This is a genomic window from Halocatena pleomorpha (assembly GCF_003862495.1).
Lineage (GTDB): Archaea > Halobacteriota > Halobacteria > Halobacteriales > Haloarculaceae > Halocatena > Halocatena pleomorpha.
Map to the genome: position 1 here is coordinate 357,363 of NZ_RRCH01000003.1, position 22,869 is coordinate 380,231.

Consider the following 22,869-nt stretch of genomic DNA (forward strand, 5'->3'; position numbering starts at 1 on the left):
ACATGTTTTCGTGCCACCATTATTTATTTTTTCACTTTCTAAACCCTTGTTACCGACTGAATCGGTGGGGTCACGGCGGAGTATAAGGTATGAAGATGACCTTGATGATGATTACGTCGGGCGATTAACGAGACAGTGGCCGGGGCGTTCGGCGCAGAAATCACCGAGAGAGCCACACTTATATTCAGTGTGGGATATTGGACGAATGCACATGAGCGAAAGTATGGAGGACACGTCGGCGTCGCCGGCGGGTCGAGTTCTTCCAGGGCACGTTAGATTCCACTTCTGAGATCAGCCACGCACGGATTTTCGATACGACGCTCCGTGATGGGGAGCAGTCACCGCGAACATCGTTCTCCTATGATGACAAACGGGAGATAGCGGCGCTGCTCGACGAGATGGGAACACACGTTATCGAAGCGGGGTTCCCAGTGAATTCGGACGCGGAGTTCGAAGCCGTCCGTGACATTGCAGAGGGTACAGAGACGACGGTGTGTGGATTGGCGCGCGTCGTAGAGGCGGACATCGAGGCCGCACTCGATTCGGGTGTCGAGTTGGTCCACGTGTTCGCGAGCACGAGCGACGTGCAGATTCAGGATTCGATGCATTCGACGCGCACAGAAGTCCGCGAGCGATCCGTTGACGCCGTCGAGCGCGTCCGTGAAGCGGGTGTCGACGTGATGTACTCACCGATGGACGCCACGCGAACTGACGAGGCGTTTCTGACGGAGATTGTCGAGGCCGTCAGCGAGGCGGGCGTCGACTGGATCAACATCCCGGACACCTGTGGGGTGGCAACCCCCGGCCGGTTCGGGGAACTGATCGACACCGTCTGTACGCACACCGACGCGCAGGTCGACGTTCACACACACGATGACTTTGGGTTGGCCGCCGCGAACGCCGTTGCGGGGTACGAAGCGGGCGCAGCCCAAGCACAAGTTAGCGTGAACGGCATCGGTGAACGCGCGGGCAACGCCGCATACGAGGAGGTTCTCACCGCATTATCCTGTCTGTACGATGTCGATACCGGCATCGATACGAGACAGCTAACAGAGCTGTCACGAACGATCGAGCGGAAAAGCGACATCGGCGTTCCAGCGAACAAGCCTGTCGTCGGGCAAAACGCGTTCGCCCACGAGTCGGGCATCCACGCCGCGGGTATCATCGAGAACTCCGATACGTTCGAACCGGGAGTGATGACGCCCGAGATGGTCGGTGCAGAACGGGAGCTCGTACTCGGTAAGCATACCGGACAGCATTCGGTTCGTGAACGACTCGAAGCCGACGGGTTCCAACCGACGGACGAAGAAGTCCGCGAACTCACACGACGCGTCAAGGATAAAGGAGCTACGAAGGAGCGGATCACCGTAGAAACACTCCGAGAGTTCGCCCGCGATATGGATGTTTCCAAAGAGCAGGTGAGAGTAAACTGATGATTCTCACTGCTCGCTGCTGTCGACAGCGACGGCACAATTGCCGGACGCGGAAGGTTTATACATCACCCGGAACATCGTCCGATAATGACGCTCACAGTCGCCCGGAATACGACCGTACCGAGCGTCACGTCTCTCATTATTGTAGGGGCCAACTAGCCCCTACACCACCTCACATCCGGCGTTCGCTGCACCGTTTTGGAGCTATCCACCACCAACAAACAACCACACAGACATGTATGATGAGCGACGCGAGAGGGGTGACTACCGATGAGTGATCACGTCTCGACCGTTCACACAGACGAACAGAGCACGACCACCGCTGCGGCAGAAACGCGACCAGATGAGGACTCGATCTCGGTCACGAACGGCGCGGAGGCCGTCGTTACCGCGCTCGAAAACGCCGGTGTCGAGCATCTGTTTGGCGTTCAGGGCGGTGCGATCATGCCCGTTTACGACGCGTTGTACGCCAAGCAGGATTTGACCCACATCACGATGGCCCACGAGCAGGGGGCGGCCCACGCCGCCGACGCCTACGGACAGCTCACCGGTGAACCCGGCGTCTGTATGGCGACATCAGGACCGGGTGCGACGAACCTCACGACGGGGTTAGCCGACGCCGACATGGATTCCGATCCGGTGATCGCGCTGACCGGGCAGGTTCCCACGGACCTCGTCGGCCACGACGCGTTTCAGGAGACCGATACGGTCGGTGTCACCCGTCCGGTGACGAAAGCGAGCTACTTCGCAGACAACGCGGCGACGGTCGGAGACGTGGTCGGTGAGGCGTATGCACTCGCGCGTGAGGGTAGACCCGGACCGACACTCGTTGATCTCCCCAAGGACGTAACGAACGGGACGACAGACAGCGTCCCCGACGGACCTACGACGCCGGAGTACCACGAGATCTCCGAAACTGCAGCCGAGAGCGCCGTTAAGGACGCGATTCAAGCGCTTTCGAACGCGAGAATGCCGTTGATCCTCTCTGGCGGTGGGGTCATCAAAGGAGACGCGAGCGAGGAACTGCGGACGTTCGCCATCGAACACCAGATCCCCGTTGTGACGACGATGCCCGGTATCGGGAGCTTCCCGGAAGACCACGAACTGGCGTTGGAGTGGGCCGGGATGCACGGAACGGGGTATGCGAACATGGCGATCTCTCACTGTGATTGCCTGCTCGCCATCGGGACGCGGTTCGACGACCGGCTCACGGGCGGGATCGAGACGTTTGCGCCCGAAGCCGAGATCATCCACGTCGACATCGATCCCTCCGAGATCTCGAAAAACGTTCACGCCGACTATCCGCTGATCGGAGACGCATCGTGCGTTCTCGAACAGCTTCGGACCGCGATGGATGACGCTCCAGCGGCGTCCCAGTGGCGCAAGCAGTGCCAGACGTGGAAAGAGGCGTATCCGATGGCGTACGCCACGCCAGAGGACGAGCCGTTGAAACCCCAGTTCGTCGTTGAGGCGATGGACGAACTCACGCCCGATGACGCCATCGTCACCACGGGCGTCGGCCAACACCAGATGTGGGCCGCCCAGTACTGGACGTACACGGAGCCGAACACGTGGATCTCTTCACACGGGTTGGGAACGATGGGATACGGACTGCCAGCGGCCATCGGTGCGAAGGTGGCCGCGCCCGATCGGGATGTCGTCTGTTTCGACGGCGACGGGTCGCTGTTGATGACGATTCAGGAGTTGAGCGTCGCCGTCCGCGAGGGACTCGACATCACTGTCATCGTGTTGAACAACGAGGCCGTCGGGATGGTCCGCCAGTGGCAGGACGCGTTTTTCGACCAGCGTCGGATGGCGTCCGAATACCAGTGGGTGCCCGATTTCGCCACGCTTGCGGAGGCGTTCGGCGCGAAGGGCTTTACGGTCCGTGAGTACGAGGCGGTCCCGGACACACTCGAAGCGGCGCAGGCGTACGATGGGCCGAGCGTCGTGGACGTGTTCATCGATCCAGAAGAGAACGTCTACCCCATGGTGTCCAGCGGCGGTAACAACGCCGAGTTCGCCCTTTCGGAGGACCAACTATGAGTCGGGGACTCGATGGACCGCACCCCGAAGCCCGAGACATCCCCGACGGACGACGCTCCCCGGAGGGGATCCGGCTCGATCCCCAGAACGGAGCCGACCACGAACGTCACCGAACCGTCATCTCCGCGCTCGTCCAACACGAGCCGGGAGTGTTGTCGAAGGTGTCGGGGTTGGTGAGTCGGCGGCAGTTCAACATCGAGAGCCTCACCGTCGGTTCCACAACGAATCCCGAGACCGCGCGCATCACACTCGTCATCGAGGAGTCACAGCCAGGGATCCGGCAGGTCGAGACCCAACTCAAAAAGCTCCTTCCGGTGATCTCGGTGCGCGAACTCGGCGGCGACGCCGTTCGACGCGAACTGGTCGTGCTGAAAGTCCACGGCGAGGAGCCGGACAAAGTCCACGCGATCACCGAGATGTACAGTGGGACGATTCTCGATGCGGGTCCGCGAACAATCACCGTCGAGATCACTGGCGATGAGCAGAAGATCGACGACGCCATCGACGCGTTCGCGCAGTTCGGCATCCGGGAGATCGCTCGTACAGGACAGACAGCGCTCGCACGCGGAGAGGTGTGGACCACAGACGCAGAAGAAGAGCGGTACGAACGAACACAGACGAACGACTCACAATGAGCAATTCAAACACAACGATCTACTACACCGAAGACACGGACAGAAGCGCTATCGAAAACAAGACCGTCGCCGTACTCGGCTTCGGAAGTCAGGGGCACGCCCACGCCCAAAACCTCGCTGACAGCGGCGTCAACGTCGTCGTCGGGCTTCGGAAGGGGTCATCTTCTCGGGCGGCCGCCGAAGACGCGGGACTAGAGGTAGCGACGCCTGCAGTCGCTGCTGAAGCGGCTGACATCGTCTCGATGCTCGTCCCGGACACCGTTCAGCCGGCGGTGTACGCGGATATCAAGGACGGACTCGAAGCGGGCGACACGCTCCAGTTCGCGCACGGCTTCAACATCCACTACGGCCAAATTGAGCCGCCTGCGGACGTTGACGTGACGATGGTTGCCCCGAAAAGCCCCGGCCATCTCGTCCGACGCAACTACGAGAACGGCGAAGGCACTCCCGGATTGCTCGCCATCTACCAGGATTCGACCGGCACCGCGAAAGAAGAAGGGCTCGCGTACGCCCAAGCCATCGGCTGTGCCCGCGCGGGTGTGGTCGAAACCACGTTCCGTGAGGAAACCGAGACCGACCTGTTCGGTGAGCAAGCCGTTCTCTGCGGTGGCGTGACGAGCCTCATCAAACACGGCTACGAAACGCTCGTGGATGCCGGCTACAGCCCCGAAATGGCGTATTTCGAGTGCATGAACGAGCTGAAGCTCATCGTCGACCTGCTGTATGAGGATGGACTGGGCGGAATGTGGGATTCGGTCTCCGATACAGCAGAGTACGGCGGACTGACGCGAGGCGACCGGATCGTCGACGACCACGTCCGGGAGAACATGGAGGAGACGCTCGAAGAAGTCCAAAACGGGGAATTTGCGCGCGAATGGATCGTGGAAAACCGCGCGGGACGACCGAGCTACTCGCTCCACCACCAAGCAGAGCAGAACCACGACATCGAGGCGGTCGGTGAAGAACTCCGTCAACTGTTCGCATGGAGCGAAGCCACCGACGCCGAGGAAAGTGAGGAAGAACGAATCACTGCGGACGATTGAGGACAGAAAAATGACAGAGCAGACGCTAGGAGCGGTCGATCACACGAATCCGTTCACTGAAGAGGCGTTCGGGACGGCGATGGTGTACCGGCGCGGACCGGTCGTCGTCACGGACGGCGGCGCAGCGACGGAGGACGAATCAGCAACAGGCAGCCGTGACCACCCCGCTGAGGAACAGACAGGTCCACGACTCGCGGAGATCGATCACACGCCGCCGCACGGAGAAGGTGTCGCCCGCGATCGACTCTACGAGCGGGGACGGAGCGAGGACGCATGAGCCGCGGAACGCTGTACGATAAGGTGTGGGACCGCCACACCGTCACGACGCTTCCCAACGGACAAGATCAGCTGTTCGTCGGGTTGCACCTGATCCACGAGGTGACTAGTCCCCAAGCGTTCGGCATGTTGCGCGAACGGGACATCGAGGTCGCCCGACCCGACCTCACGCACGCGACCGTCGATCACATCGTTCCGACGGCCGATCAGTCCCGGCCGCTGGGTGACGACGCCGCCGAAGAGATGATGAGTGAGTTGGAACAGAACGTCAAAGCGGCGGGGATCGAGTTCGACGATCCGACGACCGGGAACCAAGGCATCGTCCACGTTATCGGTCCAGAACAGGGCCTGACCCAACCCGGCATGACGATCGTCTGTGGCGATAGTCACACCTCGACACACGGCGCGTTCGGCGCGCTGGCCTTTGGCATTGGAACGAGTCAGATCCGTGACGTACTCGCCACGCAATCAATCGCAATGGACAAGCAGCGGGTCAGACAGATCCGCGTTACCGGAGAGCTGTCCGAGCACGTCGGAGCCAAAGATATCATCCTGACAATCATTCGAGAGCTTGGCACTGATGGCGGCGTCGGCCACGTGTACGAATACGCCGGTGAAGCCATCGAATCGCTCGGGATGGAAGGCCGGATGAGCATCTGCAACATGTCGATCGAAGGTGGTGCCCGAGCGGGCTACGTCAATCCCGACGAAACCACTTATGAGTGGCTCCGGGACACCGAAGCGTTTGCCGATGATCCCGAGCGATTCGAGGAGCTACGACCGTACTGGGAATCGATCAAAAGCGACGACGACGCCGAGTACGACGACGTGGTCGAGATCGACGGTTCTGCGATCGAGCCGTGCGTCACGTGGGGAACCACCCCAGGACAGGTCGCTGGCGTCACCGAGCCGATTCCCGATCCCACCGAGCTGCCCGAGGCCAAACGAGAGACGGCCCGGCGCGCACAGGAGCACATGCGGGTCGAACCGGGTGAGACGATGAACGGTTACGAGATCGATGTCGCCTTCCTCGGTTCGTGTACGAACGCCCGGTTGAGCGATCTCCGAACCGCAGCCAGTTTCCTAGAGGGACGAACGGTACACCCAGACGTGCGGGCGATGGTCGTTCCCGGCAGCCAACGCGTCAAAGCCGCCGCCGAAGCCGAGGGGCTCGACGCGGTGTTCACCGACGCCGGCTTCGACTGGCGCGACGCGGGCTGTTCGATGTGTCTCGGCATGAACGAGGATCAACTCGACGGCGATGAGGCGTGTGCAAGCTCCTCGAACCGGAATTTCGTCGGACGGCAAGGGAGCAAAGACGGCCGTACCGTGTTGATGAGTCCCGTGATGGTCGTCGCCGCAGCCGTCACCGGCGAAGTGACCGACGTGCGAACCCTACCGGAGGTGACCGTCGCATGAGCGACAGTGACGCCGACGCTGCGTCGGTCCCGTCGATCGACCGCGTTTCCGGCACCGGTGTCCCAGTCCGAGGCAACGACATCGACACCGACCAGATCATTCCAGCACGGTTCATGAAGGTCGTCACCTTCGACGGGTTGGGCGAATTCGCGTTTTTCGATCAGCGATTTGACGATCAGGACGACCGGAAAGACCACCCGTTCAACGAACGGCGGTTTCAGAACGCGTCAGTGCTGGTCGTCAACGCGAACTTCGGGTGTGGCTCTTCGCGCGAGCACGCCCCCCAAGCGCTCATGCGGTGGGGAATCGACGCCATCGTCGGGGAGAGCTTCGCGGAGATCTTCGCGGGGAACTGTCTCGCGTTAGGCATCCCGACAGTCACCGCCGACGAGGGGACCATCAGTGAGCTACAGACGACCGTCGAAAACCACCCAGACACCGAGCTGACAGTGGATGTCGAGACGGAGACGGTCACCTACGAACGCGGATCAGACGATCAGTCCACAACCCTCGATGTGGCGGTCGATCCGGCCCAACGGACCGCCTTGGTCGATGGTATCTGGGACACGACAGCGCTGATGAAATCGAACGAACAGGCCATCGAACAAACAGCGGCCGACCTTCCATACATCCAATGAGCGAAACGATCGCGGTGATTCCAGGCGACGGTATCGGGCGCGAGGTGGTGCCGGCAGCGGTGCGGATACTCGATGAACTCGACCTCGGGCTGTCGTTCGTGATGGGTGAGGCCGGTGACGACACGCGTTCAGACACGGGTGAGGCGCTTCCCGACCGGACGGTCCGGTTGGTCGAAAACAGCGACGCAACGCTGTTCGGCGCAGCCGGCGAGACGGCTGCGGACGTTATTTTGCCCCTCCGGGCAGCGGTCGGCTCGTTCGCCAACATTCGGCCGGCTCGGGCGTATCCCGGCGTTGACGCCGTGAAACCCGAGACCGATCTCGTGTTCATCCGTGAGAACACCGAAGGCGTCTACGCCGGGATCGAAAACGAGATCGAACCGGGAATCACGACGCTCACACGTGTTGTCACCGACGACGCCTCTCGACGGATCGCTCGCTTCGGCTTTGATTACGCCGCAGAACGCGACGATCCGGTGACCGTCGCCCACAAGGCCAACGTCATGCGCGCCACCGACGGGCAGTTCCTTGAAAGCATTGACGGCGTTGCTGAGGAACGCGACGCCGAGTACGACACGGCACTGATGGACGCGCTCGCTATGCAGCTCATCATGCAACCGGAAGAGTACGGCGTGGTCCTCTGCCCGAACCTCGCTGGTGACATGCTGTCGGATCTTGCCGCTGGACTCGTCGGAGGACTGGGGCTACTTCCGAGCGCGAACATCGGCGCGGAGAACGCGCTGTTCGAGCCGGTACACGGCAGCGCACCCGACATTGCCGGAGAGGGGATCGCAAACCCGACCGCGACCGTCCTCAGCACAGCGATGATGCTCGAACACCTCGGCTACGACGACACTGGGACACGAGTCAGAGCGGCTGTCGAGGAAACGCTCGAACAGGGACCGCACACCCCCGATCTCGGCGGAAGCGCTTCCACCGAGGACATGACGAGCGCGATCATCAACCGGCTTTAAGACACTCATTCACTCCGGTCATCGAACCGTTCGGTGAGAGCGCCGACAACGCCGCTGAGATACGCCGTTCCCCAGACGGCGACCACGATTGCACCGACAGCGTTGAACACGAGATCGAGCATCGTGTCCTCGATGCCGTACTGGGTCAGGATCGATCCCCCACCGACGATACGAGACACTTCACTGAGCGTGAATTCGACCACCTCCCAGAGCACGCCGAACGCGAGGACGAACAACAACAAGAACACGAACATGAATTCTGATGGGAGATGGACGTCGCTGCTGTGGAGATCGATTGCGCGAACAGTCGCGTACCCGACTGCGGTAACGACCGACGCTGAAAGGGCGTGTGTGAGATGATCCCACCACCACACTGATCGATAAAACGAGAGATCAGCGCCTGGAATCCCAACTGTCCCGAGCGCATGAAAGAACACTGCGCCCGTAATCCACAGCGTGAGCGTGGGATCCATCGGGATGTCGTAATCGCGCTCCATGAGCGGTGGCAGCTGAGCGACGAACAGCCCGATGAAGCTGTTCACGATGATACCAGTGTTTCGACGGTCGAGACCGATGAAGAACATTCCAATGAGACCGACCTGCATGACCCACACGAGTCGCCGTTCGAATCGGTCTCCGATGGGGAGTGTGGGCCATCTCACGCGTCACTCACCCGTGAACTGTCCGTCTGGCGGAGTCGGCGGAAGTAGACATCGAAAACGACGCCAGCGATCACACCCGCGATCGTGGACGCGATGAACTCGATCATTAACTCCCGTTCTGTGAGCGGGAAGACGATCCCCAGATACACGTCTCCGCTCCACCGAACGACTGCCCAAACGCCCGACGCAGCCATCGTGGTGATGACAACGAAAAGGACGGCGAACGTGTCGGTCATCGATACGGCTGTAAACGCATCGAGTTCGACCGCGATAATGAGGGCGACCGTCGCAACAGAGAGATACGTCGCTACGCGACCAGTTCCGGGAATTCCAAACGTTCGTGCCAACAACGGGAGCGACGCGAGCACAAGCACTTCCCACGGCAGCATCGTCCACATCGAACGGCGTCGAACAGCCGGAATCACGCTGAGCACAACAATGACCGTCGCAAACCCTGCCCATAAGGGATTACGGCTCGCGTTGACGACGGCAACGCCACCGACAAAGCCGATCAACGACCACGCGAGTACCGCATTGACGTATCTATGTTGAAGAATTCGATTCAGAATAGAGGTATCCATACGCCAATTACCACGGCCACAGATAAATGTGTACGCCTCATAACTTGATAAAAAAGATAGCCGAAGCGACTGCGAATCACACGGACGATGAGGCCGAGATTCCCCCGCCCGTTTCCGGGTGGTAGATCCGATAACCACCGGAGTCAACGAGACCCATCACCGCCCACTCATAATCCGGGGCACGGGAGAGCAGATCCTCACACAGTGACGCCGCCCGATCTTCGGGTGCCACGAAACACCGGAGATTGCCCCGATTAGGAGTGTTGTCTGGATCGGACGTTGTGACGTACACTACACGCCATTTCCGCTCTGCCCGGAGTTCGGTCCCAGCAGTGGACACGGTGTACCCCAGATCGCTGAAAATCGACCGTGCTTCCTCCAGTAAGGGCGTGCTAATAATCCCCATCTGGGACAACATAGCACACTCTCCACTATAGCTGTACCGGCTAAGTTTATACTCGATATGAATAATTGTAGTAATTTGCGTATGCTATAATTCCATACTATTCTACAAGAACCGTAAACGTTTATAACTAGTCAACCAGTTGTAGCTGTGTGGTTAACGAGACTGGTAACCGAACGGTTGACGGCGCTGTCACGCGCGTACTCGACGGTGAGACGCTCGATCGGACGGACGGACTCGCGTTGCTCGCTCAGCCGGTCAGGGCACTAGCAGCGGGAGCGGATCTCATTCGGTCACAGTTCAGCGATGGAACTGTCGATGCGTGTAGCATCGTGAACGCCAAGGCAGGCAACTGCGCGGAGGACTGTGGGTTCTGTGCCCAATCAGTGCATTTCGACACCGGGATCGACACGCACGGGTTTCTCGATCCCGAGGAAATCCTTTCGGCGGCGAAACGCGCCGAGCGGGACGGTGCACAGCGTTTTGGCGTCGTGGTCGCGGAAAAGGGTGTGAGCAAGGAACACCGGCCTGAGGAGTGGGAGCAGGTCATCCGTGCGATCCGGCTGGTTCGTGAGGAAACGAGCGTCGAAGTCGATGCGAGTCTCGGCATCCTCACCCACGAGGAGGCTGCGATCCTTGCCGAAGAGGGGATCAACCACTACAACCACAACATCGAGACTTCCCCGCGATATTTCCCGGAGATCGTCACCACCCACTCCTTCGAGGATCGGGTGCAAACGCTCCGAGTCGCAAGGGAGGCAGGGATGGAACTGTGTGCCGGCGTCATTTTGGGGATGGGTGAGACGCCGACGGATCGGGTCGAGGCCGCCATCGCGCTCCAAGACATTGGGGTGTCCTCACTCCCGGTGAACGTCCTCAACCCAGTGGCTGGAACGCCACTCGGTGAGCGGGAGTCGGCGCGGATCTCGACGACTGAGCTGATCAAAACGGTTGCAGTGTATCGGTTCCTCCATCCCTACGCTCGGGTGCGACTCACCGGTGGTCGGGAGGTGAATCTCGCTCCGGACGAGCAACATCTTCCGTTCGAAGCGGGCGCTGACGGCGTTCTTACAGGGGATTACCTCACGACTGAGGGTCAATCTCCGGGAGAGGACATCCGGATCATCGAGCGGGCAGGACTGGAACCAAACCGGACCGTTAACGATTTCGACTCGGCAGCGGTGAAAGCTCGGGACGGCGACTCGCCGGGCGTCGAGACCGCTGCCGGAACGGCGACCAACACCGCACAGCAAGACGACTGACACGAGAGAACTCAACGTTACAACCATGATTGATGATATTACAGTTGCGGTACTCGGCACGGGTGGTATCGGACGACGGACGCTTGAACTATCGACTCACAAAGAATGGCTCACACCTGTTGCGGCGTGTGATCGTCACGGGATCGCAGTCGATCACGAGGGATTGGACGTAACGGAACTTCTCGACGCGACAGAGGGCAACATCGCGAGCGGCGACGGCGGAGCTGGCGACCCAGTGACCGATGGCGGAACCGCGATCAAACAGAGCGGAGCAGGCGAGGGCGTCGCCGCCTCGGTTCAGGGAGACAGTACAACAACGCCGATCGACGACGTGATCGCAGAAAGTGGTCTCATCGACGCAGTGCTCATGGCGTTGCCGAACCTCGAACACGATTTCATCCCGCGCGTCGCTGACCGTTTCGTCGGTGCTGGATACGACGGCGTGTTGATCGACGTGCTCAAACGGTCGCGCGTCATCGGACTGCTCGACGAACGGGAAGAACAGCTGGTCGATTCGGGCATCACGTTCGTCTGCGGCGCGGGTGCGACACCCGGATTTCTCACCGGCGGCGCGGCGCTTGCGGCCCAGTCGTTCGTAGACGTGGAGTCGATCGACATCAGGTGGGGTGTGGGACTCAAATCCGGTTACGAGGACAACCGAGGAACGGTCAGGGAGGACATCGCCCACCTCGATGGATACGATATCGAAACCGCCCGAGAGATGACCGACGCAGAGATTGAGGCAGTGATCGACGACCACGATGGGGTGCTTGAGTTCACTGATATGGAACACGCCGACGATGTGTTACTCGAACGGGCTGGGATCTGCGACGCGGACGACGTTTCTGTCGGCGGGGTTCTTGACGTTCGTAACGACGAGAAGCCGACGACAACGACCGTGAGCGTAACCGGAACGACGTTCGACGGCGAACGCGCGACCAATACGTTCCAGCTTGGTGACGCGACGAGCATGGCAGCGAACGTGAACGGGCCGGCGATCGGCTACCTAAAGACGGGGGTCCGGATGAACCGAAACGGCGTCTACGGCGTGTTCGGTCCGGCAGAGCTGCTGCCGGGGTTCTAACTGATTGGCCGATATGAGCGACGACCAAGCGGAACGCCCCAGTTCAGCCGATCGGGGGTTCGACTTCAAGACACGACTAGACGACCGCGAGGAGCGAGGGCTACGACGGGATCTCACCCCGATCGAATCGGTGCGCGAACGAAGCCGATACGCCGAGGATCCCGGTGCCGACCAGCCGGTCTTCGGAAAGCAACCAGAGATGGTGGTGTTCGGATCGAACAACTATCTCGGACTGGCTACCGACGAGCGCGTTCAACGCGCTGCCGGAGACGCTGCTCACTCGATCGGAACGGGAGCGGGGGCGAGTCGGTTGGTCACCGGCGACACACCCGTTCACCGCGCGCTCGAACGCGATCTCGCTGAAGCGAAAGGAACCGAGCGGGCGCTCGTCTTCTCCTCGGGGTATGCGGCGAACGTCGGCACCATTACAGCGCTTGATCCGGATGTCGTGTTTTCTGACGCGTATAACCACGCGAGTATAATCGATGGCTGTCGGTTATCCGACGCGGAGACCGTCGTCTACGACCACTGCGACGCCACCGCGCTATCCGAAGCAATGGCCGATCGTGCCCCTAAAAGCAGTGATGAATCGTGGCTTGTCGTCACCGACTCAGTGTTCAGTATGGATGGCGACGTTGCTCCCTTGAGTGCGGTGTGTGACGCCGCAGAGCGGTACGGCGCGTGGGTGATGGTCGATGAAGCCCATGCAACCGGCGTGTTCGAAGACGGTGGCGGGATCGTCCAGCGCGAGGGACTCACCGAGCGGGTTGACGTACAGCTCGGAACGCTCTCGAAAGCACTCGCCGCACAGGGTGGGTTCGTCGCTGCCAGCGAGCCGGTCGTCGAACACCTCTCGAACGTCGCGCGTTCGTTTGTCTTCTCAACCGGCTTATCACCGCCAGCCGCTGGAGCGGCACGAACGGCGCTTTCGATCGCCAGAAACGGGTCTCGGCGTACACAGCTGTGGGACAACGTCGAACGGCTCCGCACCGGACTAGAATCGCTTGGCCTCGACGTGATGGGAACAACGCACATTCTACCGGTGGTGGTCGGGGACCGATCCGAGGCGGTAGAACTCGCCACCCACCTCACAGAAGCGGGGATCATCGCGCCCGCCATTCGTCCACCAACAGTGCCCGACGGGCAGAGCCGGATCCGATTGGCACCCATGGCAACCCACACCGAACGCGACATCGAGCAGTGTGTGACGGCGTTCGAACGAGCGGAGGGGAAACGGTGAAGATTGCTGTTGTCGGCACCGATACGGGCGTCGGAAAGACTGTCGTTACCGCCGGCTTGGTGGGTGCGCTCCGTGAACGTGGATGTGACGCTCGGGCCGTAAAACCGGCCCAAACGGGCTTTCCACCCGACGATGACGCGAACGTCGTCGCCACGGTTTGTGACGATCCCGACGCCGCCGTCTGTCTCCGGTATCTTACGGAACCACTGGCCCCCGCCGTGGCGGCCGAACACGAAGACGCCGATCTCTCCTACCAGTCGATTCAAGAGGAGACGGCCGCCGCACTCACGGACGCCGCGGTGGGCGTCCTCGAAGGGATCGGAGGGCTGCGTGTACCACTTGCCGATGGTCGGGAAGTCGTGGATCTCGTCGCCGCGCTCGACTGTTTCGCGGTGGTCGTCGCGCGCTCAGGACTCGGTACGCTCAATCACACCGCGCTGACGATCGAAGCATTACAACGGCGCAACGTTCCGGTGCTGGCGGTCGTGTTGAACGAGTACGACGGCACCACCATCGCGGAACGATCGAATCCACACACGCTCGAAACGATGATCGACGCCCCGGTGGTAACGATGCCGTCGGTCGAACAGGCCGACCTCATCGACACGGCGAGTGAACGGTTGCTCCCGCTTCTCGATCCACTCCCTGCTCGTGGTGCGCCCGACTCTTGACATCCTCTCGAAAGCGCCACGTACGGTCTGCAACCGCGTTATTGGCCGCGATCTGTCGATCGATATCGTAGTAGATCAAACAACCATCTGTTATTTCCGAACACCTTTGTAGAATAATGACACAGAATACATTATGAATCGACGCGCGCTTCTCAAAGCTATCGGTGGAAGCGCCACGTTCGGACTGGCTGGTTGTACCACTCGACGGAGTAGTAGGGGAACCGAGCAGAACGACACGAGACCAGAGACAGCGACTACCGACGCAGGGGACACGACAACTGACACCGGCACCTCAGTCTTCACGAACCGCTCGTTCGATGTGATTTCTACCGAGTGTGGCGCAGGAACAAACGAGAGCAGCGCGTCGTTCGAGACAGCCCGCATCCGCGTTACAGGGACCATTACCGGATCGGACTCGTGTTATACGGCAAAACTAAAACGCGCGACGAGTAAAGCGGGGACACTCACCGTTTCGATACAGTCCTACAAACGCGAGAACGACGGCCCGTGTTCGATGTGCTTAACGGATATCAAATACGACGCCGTCTTCGAGTTCAAAAACGAAGCGCCCCGACGAATCGTCGTCTTACACAACGACACTGAAGTCCTGAACGAATCCCGCGAGTAGCGACATCGTTTCCGTTCTTACTGCTGTGGACTAATTCCTCCGCGACTGATCACACTGTCTCGGTGATCAGTCGCGCTATCGATGTAAGTTTTCCATATGTGCGTTATTGATCTCAATCATGAAAATGGAGTTTTGGTTAGCCGAAGATTATTTTCTGTCTCACGAAGATTTAAGTGATAGGCGCGAGTATAACCGACTGAGATGAGCACACAAGAAGGGCGGATCCGTCAGAAGCAAGGAACCGTGACCGAGAACGATCTCCGGATCGATACTGATCGATCCGAGCAGATCATCGACGCGTTGAACACCGATCTTGCGAACGCTTACGTTCTGTACCACCAGCTGAAAAAGCATCACTGGGACGCCGAAGGCGCTGAGTTTCGGGATCTCCACCTATTCCTCGAAGAGGCCTACGAGACAGTTGAGCACGGAGCCGATGAGATCGCAGAACGCGCTCAGGCACTCGGTGGCGTGCCGGTCGCTGGCCCGACCACTCAAGCAGAACGGGCTACGGTTTCGTTCGAGGGCGAAGACGTGTACGACCTCCGACTCTCGCTCGCGAACGACCTCGAAATGTACGGCGACATCATCGAATCGCTCCGTGACCACATCGAGCTTGCGGATAACCTCGGTGACTACGCGACTGGGGAGCTACTGCGGGACATTCTCGTAGAGGTCGAAGAGGACGCTCACCACATCGAACATTACCTCGAAGACGATACGCTGGTCCTTGAGGAAGCAACCCACTGATCGCTCCGATTTTTCCGTCCGACTGTCGACACGCGGACCTTCCCGTCCGAACTCCAGACAGCAGCAATTACTCCGCTCGTTTCACGGTTTATGGAAAAACGAGACTGCGGCGAACAGAACTATCGTTCGAGATCGACGACTAGATTCGTTGCGATCCACGCGTCGTGATTGCCGGATTCGACGAACACCGTTTTCTCGGGCGCAGTCGCGTGTGCGGTAACGATCGCCTCGGCGGACTCCACTGCGGGTTCGGACGTAGCCATTACCGTTGATTAGGCGCACCTAAATCTAAAAATGTTTTGGTTGGCCTAGATCCTCAGCCAGCCGGTTTGGATGTCATCATCGAGGAGGTGCCACCGGTGTTTGCCGCCCCGGAGTTCGACGTGTACGTCGAACCGATCGATGAGTGTTGAGACGATCGTTCGCTCGGGATCGACGGGAAGATGGAAATGACCCATCCCCTTCGTTTCGTGGACGCGTTCGGTCGTGCGATCGATGAACTGTGTGATGGTCCCGGAGCGATGGGTGTCGAGGAGTGGCTGAAGCGAGTCAACGCAGAGCCGAAGCTCGCCGGGGGCCAGTCCATTGGCGTCGCTGTCGAATTCATCGATCGTTACGGAAACGTCGCGTGCCACCCGCCCGAGATCGACCCGTGAGGAGCGCGCACAGACCGCACTGCTTCGTATCGCTGGTCGACGGTCAATGATTCGGTAGCGGTGTGTCTCGGCCCGCTTCGGACAACGGGTTTCGATCCCCTCGGTGTCGGTCGCCACGATCACCCGCCAGCGTCGGTCTGTGTCGATATCGCCCAGCAAGCGCCGGGAGAGTCGGAGGTGAGAGCCATCACGGACCGGGCCAGTGATGAGTAAGCTACATCCCTGTCGTTTGAGCGCAGCGAGTGAGCGAGCAAAGGCTCTGGTTGTATTCTCCCCATCCATCCCAATATTGTATGATACTATCTGTATATATTATAAAGCTTCTGGCAATCTCAATCACCGAATCTCCGACACGTGTTTCACGTCGGAGCCCGGAGTTGCGGTATGGCCAAACAGGACGAGGATCTCGAAGAACTGCTCACAGAGCTTTCGACGACGCTCTCGGAGCTACAGGACACGCTCGCCGATGAGCACCAGCCTCGATCCCGTCGTCTCCCATCGCCCGGTCGCTTCCTCCGGTTTACCGAAGAGCATACGATTCCGACGCTCATCTCCCTGCTAGAGACACACATCCGCGCGCTCGAACTTCTCCAAGGGGTACTCGGGTTGGTCAACGGACAGGAGCAACAGGGAACGTCTCGACAACGGGAAAATCGACGCGTTCAGGAGACTGGCCGTCGAACGCTCGACGCGCTCGATGGCGCCTTATCGGATCTTCAGGGAGCGCTCCACGGAGAGCCATCGAACGACGACGCACGAGCATTGCTGAACGACGCCCGAACGCTCCGCGAGGAGATCGATGATCGACTCACGAATTCGACCGAAACCAGTGAAACGAACGGGACGGAAGACACCACCGACGAGCAGCCCATAGAAGACGGTGCGATCAGGATCGATGTGAGCGAGCCAGATACGGATCCGAGCGACGACGGGATAGACGTGGACGAGGAATTAGATACGATAAAGCGAGAACTCGATGACGACGAGGACGACAATACCGATTGATCCTGCCTATCTTTAACCAGCGAGAGAATCTCCCCCTTTAGGGCGGGCGTGAATCGCGTCACTCGACTACGCAATCGTATCGCTTAGTAGCGTCTTCAGCCCGATACGATTCACAAAATCCTAATATCTTGCTCAGAAAGCGGAAATCAATGGTTTCCCAGACAACGCGGCGACAGTCGAGAGTGACGGTACCGTGATCGACCGGTGGCAGCTATCACGTGGGGGCGTTCGATCAGCGCTCTCTCGCAACCGACTCCGTGCCGTGTTCGTGGTTGCGCTCCTTTTTTCGGCCGCGGTGCTCGCTACTGCGGCCTCAGGCGGTGTTTCGACCGCGTCCAAGGAGTCCACACCGAACGCACCGCCGACTGACAACCACACGGTCGTTACCGAATCGGGGCGGCACGGAACAATCACCGCTTACGCTCCGAACGGTGAAATCGTATATTACAACGACACTCACACGAAGTACTTCGATGTCGATCCCGTCGCGGAGAATCCGATGGTCGTTGAGTACACCGCGACGGACACGATCCACACCAAGGGGCCGACGTGCAGCGATCCGCCGTGTGCGAAAAACGTCCTTGAGCGTGTCAACCTCAAGACCGGCGAAGTCGACGTGCTCTATGAGCGCTACGACCACCAGGAAACTGCCGGTGAATGGCATGACGCCGTCCGGATCAACGGGACACACGTTCTGATCGCGGACATCCTCGACGATCAGGTGTTCATTGTCGACACCGAAACGGAGATCATCGAGTGGTTGTGGGACGCCCAAAGCGACTACCCTGTCGATGGCGGTGGGCCGTATCCCCACGACTGGGCGCACATCAATGATGTCGAGTACATCGAGAACGGGACGAACGCGGGGAAAATCATGGTCAGCCTCCGGAACCAGGACCAAGTCGCCTTCATCGATCCCGAGACCGGACTGCAGGAGAATTGGACGCTCGGAGCGGAAGACAACTACAGCACCATGTTCGAACAGCACAACCCCGACTACATTCCTGCGTCACGGGGCGGACCTGCTGTGGTCGTCGCTGATTCGGAGAACGGACGGATTCAGGAGTTCCAGCGCAACAACGGCAGTTGGGTCCGGAGCTGGGAGTGGTCGGACGAACAAATGCAGTGGCCACGAGACGCCGACCGCCTGCCGAACAGCAACACGCTCGTCACCGACACCCACGGCAATCGTGTGATGGAGATCGCTCCGAACGGGGCGATCGAGTGGCAAGTCGAATCGACGTTGCCCTACGAGGCCGAACGGCTCGAAACGGGTGTTGAGAGCACGAAAGGAAAAAGCGCAGAAACACTCGGTTATGAGTCCCGGACGGCCGACAACGCAACCGCTGGTGATGGTGACGGATTCAGTCCTCTGGATACGATTGCTGATGGCGTCCAGTCCGTCGTTCCCCACCGGATCACTAACGGGATCCTGTTCGTCAGTCCAGTATGGATGGGTACTCAAGAGTTCGCTGTCGTCGCTTTCGGTCTTCTCGTGGGTCTCACGTGGATCACGCTTGAGATCAAATGGCAGCTACACGATCGGCGGATCGGCTTCCGGTTCCCGCTCTACCGAGACGAGAAAAACTGAGTCGACGGGCGTTCACCGAACGCGGTCGGACTATCCGTCCGTTTTTCCACTGCGGCGATCTCGGTCTCGGGCGCGGGGATCGCGGTCGGCCGGCGCACCGTGGCCGCCGCCGCCGGGAGTGTGAACGGTAACCGTCGTTCCGGCGTCGACATCGATCGTCGTTTTCGCCGGAACACGCTCACCGTTGATACGGTTCTCACCGGTCGCACCGTCGTTGCCCCCCGCGATACCGCTCGGGCGCGTGCGTCGTCGTTCGGTGAGAAGGGAGACCGTGGCCGGTTGTTCGACAGTCACCGATCGTTCGAGTCCGAGTCCGCCGCGATAGTGGCCGTCACCTCCTGTTCCGGGGCGAAGCGCGTAGCGTTCGACCCGGAGCGGATATTCGGTTTCGAGCACTTCGACAGGCGTGTTCAACGTGTTGGTCATTCCCACTTGTACGCCGTCAGGTCCGTCCCGTTCGCTGGTCGCGCCGGCACCGCCGCCGATCGTCTCATAATAGACGAATTCCCCGTTGCGCGAGCCGATGGTGAGATTGTTCATCGTTCCCTGGCCCTGTGCGGGCACCCGACTGGGAATCGTCTCCGCAAGCGCCGTGAACACTACGTCAGTAATGCGCTGGCTCGTCTCGACGTTTCCGCCTGCGACGGCCGCAGGGGGCTGTGGATTGAGCAGTGATCCGTCCGGAGCGGACACCGTGATGGGATCATAACAGCCCTGATTGGGTGGGATTTCCGGGTCGGTCAGACACCGAATCACGAAGTACACCGCACTTTTGGCGACGGCGAGCGGCGCGTTGAGGTTGCCAGCCACTTGGTCGGCCGTGCCTGTAAAGTCTACGTCAAGCGTCGACCCGTCGACCGTAACTGTCGCCGTGATCGGGATCGCGTTGTCGGTAACGCCATCACCTTCGAGTACGTCTCTGGCTTCGTAGACACCGTCAGGAACGTCAGCAAGTTCCACTTCGATCCGCTGGCGGGAGTAGTCGATGACCGCGTCGAAGGCGGTTAGCAGCGTTTCACCGTGTTCGCTATGAAGATCACCGAGGCGGCTTTCAGCCCGATCGTGGGCAGCCAGTTGCGCACGGAGATCCGCTCGGCGCTCGTCCGGCGTTCGAACGTTGGCGAGAACGAGATCCAGAACGTCGTCAACGATCTCGTGTTCTTGAACGAGGCGGACACAGGGGAGGCGGAGACCTTCCTCGTGAATGTCACGGCTCCCAGCGGGCATGCTTCCGGGTGTCGCGCCACCGATATCAGCGTGGTGAGCGCGTGAGACGGCGTATCCCACGATCTCGTCGCCCGGGGCGAGCGGCGAGACGAGCGTTACGTCCGGGAGATGGGTTCCGCCCATGAACGGATCGTTGAGCGCCCACACCTCGCCGGGGGTGGGATCGTGCTGGCGCACGGCGTCGACAGCCGCGGGCATCGCACCGAGGTGGACCGGGATGTGTTCTGCCTGTGCGACCAGCCGACCGTCGGCGTCGAACAGCGCGGTCGAACAGTCCCGGCGTTCTTTGATGTTCGGGGAGTACGCGCCACGAACGAGCACGTGGCCCATCTCCTCAGCGACTCCTTCGAGCTGATTTCGGAGGATTTCGAGGGTGGCTGGATCGATAGACATCATTGAATCACTCCGTGAGGATAATCGTTCCGTCCGAGTGGACTTGAGCGTCCCACGTCGGTGGAATCACGACGGTACTCTCCGGTTGTTCGACGATGGCAGGGCCGCTGAGCGTCCGGTTGACTGAAAGCCCGGATCGTTCATACACCGGCGTCTCCTCGCTTTCCGCGTCCTCGAAGCGGACTTCACGAACGCCGATCTGTGCGTCGCCGTCCGCTTCGTGGGTGACCGTCGGCCCGGAGCGGGGGGAAGAGACCCGAACTCGGAGGTTGACGAGATCGATCGGCTCATCCATCCGGTATCCGGCGGCCGACTCGTGGGCGTCGTGGAAGCGTTCGGCAACCGTTTCCGGATCGAACGGCGACCCGACTGCTACGGTGTGTTCAAAACCTTGTCCGGTGTACCGAAGGTCGGCCTGCCGTTCGACCGTGGCCGTATCGGGATCACGGGCGTCCGTGCGTGCTTGCGCAGCGAGATCGGCATACCGGTCCTCAATGACCGTCGGATCGGCCGTGGCGAGTGTAGTGCGATGCGTCTGGACCGCGTCGTGTGTTTCGTCGGCCGCAAGCAGGCCGTACGCCGACAGCACCCCACACGCCGGCGGAACCAAGACCGTCTCGATGCCGAGCGCAGCCCCGAGTGCCCCCGCGTGCAGCGGTCCAGCACCGCCGAACGCCACGAGACCGAACCGGCGGGGATCGTGGCCGCGTTCGACCGTCGCTCCCCGAATGGCCCGTGCCATATTCGCGTTGGCAACGCGATAAACACCGCGTGCAGCCGCGATCGGACCTGAGAGACCGGCTTCCGCAGCCAGAGCAGTGAGGGCAGCGTGCGCCGCGTCGACATCGAGCGAGATGTCACCCCCGAGCGTCGTGTTCTCTCCCATGTAGCCGAGCAGAAGGTAGCTGTCGGTGACGGTCGGTTCAGTTCCCCCCTTTCCATAGCAGGCGGGACCCGGAGTGGCACCGGCTGACTGGGGACCAACGCGGAGGGCACCACCCGCGTCAACCCACGCGATTGAGCCCCCACCCGCGCCGACTGTTGTTACATCGACCGCCGGTGTCCGAATCGGTCGGCCACCGATTTCTGTGTCCGTCGTGCGCTCGATCGAGCCATCGCTGACAAGGCTCACGTCGGTCGATGTCCCGCCCATATCGAACGTGACGACGCCACGGAGTCCACGGCCAGCAACGAGACCGCTCGCGGTCGTCTTCGCGCCGACAACGCCTGCAGCCGGGCCGGACAGCGACGTGGTAACCGCGTGTTCCCGGATCGCCTCCGCCCCGGCAACGCCGCCATTTGCCTGCATCACGAGCGGCTCTGGCAGTCCCATCTCGGTCGCTTCGTGGGTGAGTCGCTTGAGATAGCTGTCGATCGTCGGTGTGACGTAGGCGTCCACAACGGTCGTAGAAGTCCGCTCGTACTCCCGAAACTCGGAAAGCACTTCGTGCGACGCTGAAACCGGGATATCGAGCTCATCCGTGAGGAGCGCAACGACTCGCTGCTCGTTGCTGGGGTCGGCGTAGGCATGCAGCAGACAGACCGCGACGCTTTCAGCCTCGCTATCGCGGACGCGGCGGGCGATCTCACGAATAGCTGATGTCTCCACGCCGTCCGCTCGCCCTGAGGGGGTCGTCCGTTCTGACAGCTCGAACCGTCGGTGCCGGGGGACGAGTGGCTCTGAAGGCGTCCGCGAGAGATCGTAAAGGCTCGGTCGGGTCTGCCGACCGATTTCGAGCACGTCACCGAATCCCTCGGTGGTGACGAGTGCCGTTTTCGCACCCGTCCCTTCGAGGAGGGCGTTGACAGCGACGGTCATCGCGTGAGTGAACTCGTCTACGTCTTCGAGCGCGACAGCCGCTCTGTCACAGACCGTCCGAATTCCCTCAACAACGCCGGTGCTTTGATCGGCTGTTGTTGGGACTTTCGCGGTGAAGAGGTGGGTCCCGGTCGATAAAACGATATCCGTGAACGTTCCACCGACATCAGTCCCGAGTCGCAACCGACTGGACTCACACATCGAAATCACGTCCGACACTGGCGTTATTGTCTCGTCTTTTCTCGCCCGAAGGCGGCGTGCTGTCTGCAGAGAACTGCTCGCGCGGTCGGTCGTCGGACCACCCGAGCCGGCACCGCTTCGGGTGGGTGTCAGAACAGACGATCCGTCCCTGTTCGGTGATGTTCCTGTGCATGTTGGAACCTACCGATATCCGTCGGGTGGAATCAGAAAAGGGTTTGTGAGACTATTCGGC

23 protein-coding genes and 1 pseudogene are annotated in these 22,869 nt (G+C 60.5%); 16 read left to right on the plus strand and 8 right to left on the minus strand.

What is annotated here, in order from left to right:
- Positions 1-227: 227 nt before the first annotated feature.
- The 8 genes and pseudogenes from EIK79_RS02815 to EIK79_RS02850 form a co-directional block, all read left to right on the plus strand.
- Positions 228-1,433, plus strand: a pseudogene (locus EIK79_RS02815) (LeuA family protein); the annotation flags it as partial.
- Positions 1,434-1,703: 270 nt separating this feature from the next.
- Complete coding sequence (gene ilvB / locus EIK79_RS02820; RefSeq protein ID WP_124953606.1) at positions 1,704-3,479, plus strand: biosynthetic-type acetolactate synthase large subunit; 1,776 nt, start codon at positions 1,704-1,706, stop codon at positions 3,477-3,479.
- Positions 3,476-4,114, plus strand: coding sequence for an acetolactate synthase small subunit (gene ilvN / locus EIK79_RS02825; RefSeq protein WP_124953607.1), 639 nt, complete (start codon positions 3,476-3,478; stop codon positions 4,112-4,114). Before ilvB ends, ilvN begins: the two co-directional genes overlap by 4 nt.
- Complete coding sequence (gene ilvC / locus EIK79_RS02830; protein ID WP_124953608.1) at positions 4,111-5,157, plus strand: ketol-acid reductoisomerase; 1,047 nt, start codon at positions 4,111-4,113, stop codon at positions 5,155-5,157. Before ilvN ends, ilvC begins: the two co-directional genes overlap by 4 nt.
- 10 nt (positions 5,158-5,167) lie before the next feature.
- Positions 5,168-5,434: a hypothetical protein gene (locus EIK79_RS02835; RefSeq protein WP_124953609.1), complete on the plus strand. Its 267-nt coding sequence runs from the start codon at positions 5,168-5,170 to the stop codon at positions 5,432-5,434.
- Positions 5,431-6,852 carry a 3-isopropylmalate dehydratase large subunit gene (leuC, locus tag EIK79_RS02840; RefSeq protein ID WP_124953610.1) on the plus strand — a complete coding sequence of 474 codons (1,422 nt, stop codon included), beginning with the start codon at positions 5,431-5,433 and terminating at the stop codon, positions 6,850-6,852. Before EIK79_RS02835 ends, leuC begins: the two co-directional genes overlap by 4 nt.
- Positions 6,849-7,490: a 3-isopropylmalate dehydratase small subunit gene (leuD, locus tag EIK79_RS02845; protein WP_124953611.1), complete on the plus strand. Its 642-nt coding sequence runs from the start codon at positions 6,849-6,851 to the stop codon at positions 7,488-7,490. Before leuC ends, leuD begins: the two co-directional genes overlap by 4 nt.
- Complete coding sequence (locus EIK79_RS02850; RefSeq protein WP_124953612.1) at positions 7,487-8,464, plus strand: isocitrate/isopropylmalate family dehydrogenase; 978 nt, start codon at positions 7,487-7,489, stop codon at positions 8,462-8,464. The genes leuD and EIK79_RS02850 overlap by 4 nt, the downstream gene beginning before the upstream one ends.
- A 5-nt stretch (positions 8,465-8,469) precedes the next feature.
- Here EIK79_RS02850 and EIK79_RS02855 read toward each other — a convergent pair whose 3' ends face one another.
- The 3 genes from EIK79_RS02855 to EIK79_RS02865 form a co-directional block, all read right to left on the minus strand.
- Positions 8,470-9,069, minus strand: coding sequence for a hypothetical protein (locus EIK79_RS02855; RefSeq protein ID WP_124953719.1), 600 nt, complete (start codon positions 9,067-9,069; stop codon positions 8,470-8,472).
- A gap of 53 nt (positions 9,070-9,122) precedes the next feature.
- Positions 9,123-9,707 carry a hypothetical protein gene (locus EIK79_RS02860; protein ID WP_124953613.1) on the minus strand — a complete coding sequence of 195 codons (585 nt, stop codon included), beginning with the start codon at positions 9,705-9,707 and terminating at the stop codon, positions 9,123-9,125.
- 76 nt (positions 9,708-9,783) lie between these two features.
- Entirely contained in the window at positions 9,784-10,113 is a 330-nt protein-coding gene (locus EIK79_RS02865) for a DUF7116 family protein (RefSeq protein WP_124953614.1), read from the minus strand.
- Between the two features lie 149 nt (positions 10,114-10,262).
- Here EIK79_RS02865 and bioB point away from each other — a divergent pair, with 149 nt between their 5' ends.
- From bioB to dpsA, 6 genes are all read left to right on the plus strand, one after another.
- The gene (gene bioB, locus EIK79_RS02870; RefSeq protein WP_124953615.1) at positions 10,263-11,372 is read left to right on the plus strand and encodes a biotin synthase BioB; all 1,110 of its coding nucleotides are present in this window, start codon (positions 10,263-10,265) and stop codon (positions 11,370-11,372) included.
- Positions 11,373-11,400: 28 nt separating this feature from the next.
- Complete coding sequence (locus tag EIK79_RS02875; protein ID WP_124953720.1) at positions 11,401-12,456, plus strand: transcriptional regulator; 1,056 nt, start codon at positions 11,401-11,403, stop codon at positions 12,454-12,456.
- A gap of 13 nt (positions 12,457-12,469) precedes the next feature.
- On the plus strand, positions 12,470-13,696 hold the full coding sequence (locus EIK79_RS02880; protein ID WP_124953616.1) for an aminotransferase class I/II-fold pyridoxal phosphate-dependent enzyme: 1,227 nt from the start codon (positions 12,470-12,472) through the stop codon (positions 13,694-13,696).
- Complete coding sequence (gene bioD, locus EIK79_RS02885) at positions 13,693-14,367, plus strand: dethiobiotin synthase (protein WP_124953617.1); 675 nt, start codon at positions 13,693-13,695, stop codon at positions 14,365-14,367. Before EIK79_RS02880 ends, bioD begins: the two co-directional genes overlap by 4 nt.
- A gap of 133 nt (positions 14,368-14,500) precedes the next feature.
- Positions 14,501-14,995: a hypothetical protein gene (locus EIK79_RS02890; RefSeq protein ID WP_124953618.1), complete on the plus strand. Its 495-nt coding sequence runs from the start codon at positions 14,501-14,503 to the stop codon at positions 14,993-14,995.
- Between the two features lie 201 nt (positions 14,996-15,196).
- Complete coding sequence (gene dpsA / locus EIK79_RS02895; RefSeq protein WP_124953619.1) at positions 15,197-15,745, plus strand: DNA starvation/stationary phase protection protein DpsA; 549 nt, start codon at positions 15,197-15,199, stop codon at positions 15,743-15,745.
- Between the two features lie 119 nt (positions 15,746-15,864).
- Here the strand turns inward: dpsA and EIK79_RS17890 are convergent, their stop codons facing one another.
- Positions 15,865-16,008 carry a hypothetical protein gene (locus tag EIK79_RS17890; RefSeq protein ID WP_185715485.1) on the minus strand — a complete coding sequence of 48 codons (144 nt, stop codon included), beginning with the start codon at positions 16,006-16,008 and terminating at the stop codon, positions 15,865-15,867.
- Between the two features lie 45 nt (positions 16,009-16,053).
- Positions 16,054-16,683: a DUF7504 family protein gene (locus tag EIK79_RS02900; RefSeq protein WP_124953620.1), complete on the minus strand. Its 630-nt coding sequence runs from the start codon at positions 16,681-16,683 to the stop codon at positions 16,054-16,056.
- 102 nt (positions 16,684-16,785) lie between these two features.
- On the opposite strand from EIK79_RS02900, the gene EIK79_RS02905 reads away from it, so the two are divergent.
- On the plus strand, positions 16,786-17,406 hold the full coding sequence (locus EIK79_RS02905) for a DUF7547 family protein (RefSeq protein ID WP_124953621.1): 621 nt from the start codon (positions 16,786-16,788) through the stop codon (positions 17,404-17,406).
- A 193-nt stretch (positions 17,407-17,599) separates the two neighbouring features.
- Positions 17,600-18,997: an arylsulfotransferase family protein gene (locus EIK79_RS02910; protein WP_124953622.1), complete on the plus strand. Its 1,398-nt coding sequence runs from the start codon at positions 17,600-17,602 to the stop codon at positions 18,995-18,997.
- Between the two features lie 30 nt (positions 18,998-19,027).
- On the opposite strand, the gene EIK79_RS02915 is transcribed toward EIK79_RS02910, so the two are convergent.
- The 3 genes from EIK79_RS02915 to EIK79_RS02925 are packed head-to-tail and all read right to left on the minus strand — an operon-like array spanning position 19,028 to position 22,809.
- On the minus strand, positions 19,028-20,620 hold the full coding sequence (locus EIK79_RS02915; protein ID WP_124953623.1) for a hydantoinase B/oxoprolinase family protein: 1,593 nt from the start codon (positions 20,618-20,620) through the stop codon (positions 19,028-19,030).
- Between the two features lie 4 nt (positions 20,621-20,624).
- Positions 20,625-22,637, minus strand: a complete 2,013-nt coding sequence (locus EIK79_RS02920) for a hydantoinase/oxoprolinase family protein (RefSeq protein ID WP_124953624.1) — start codon at positions 22,635-22,637, stop codon at positions 20,625-20,627.
- Positions 22,630-22,809 (minus strand): hypothetical protein, encoded by a 180-nt coding sequence (locus EIK79_RS02925; protein WP_124953625.1) that lies wholly within the window; start codon positions 22,807-22,809, stop codon positions 22,630-22,632. The genes EIK79_RS02920 and EIK79_RS02925 overlap by 8 nt, the downstream gene beginning before the upstream one ends.
- Positions 22,810-22,869: the final 60 nt, after the last annotated feature.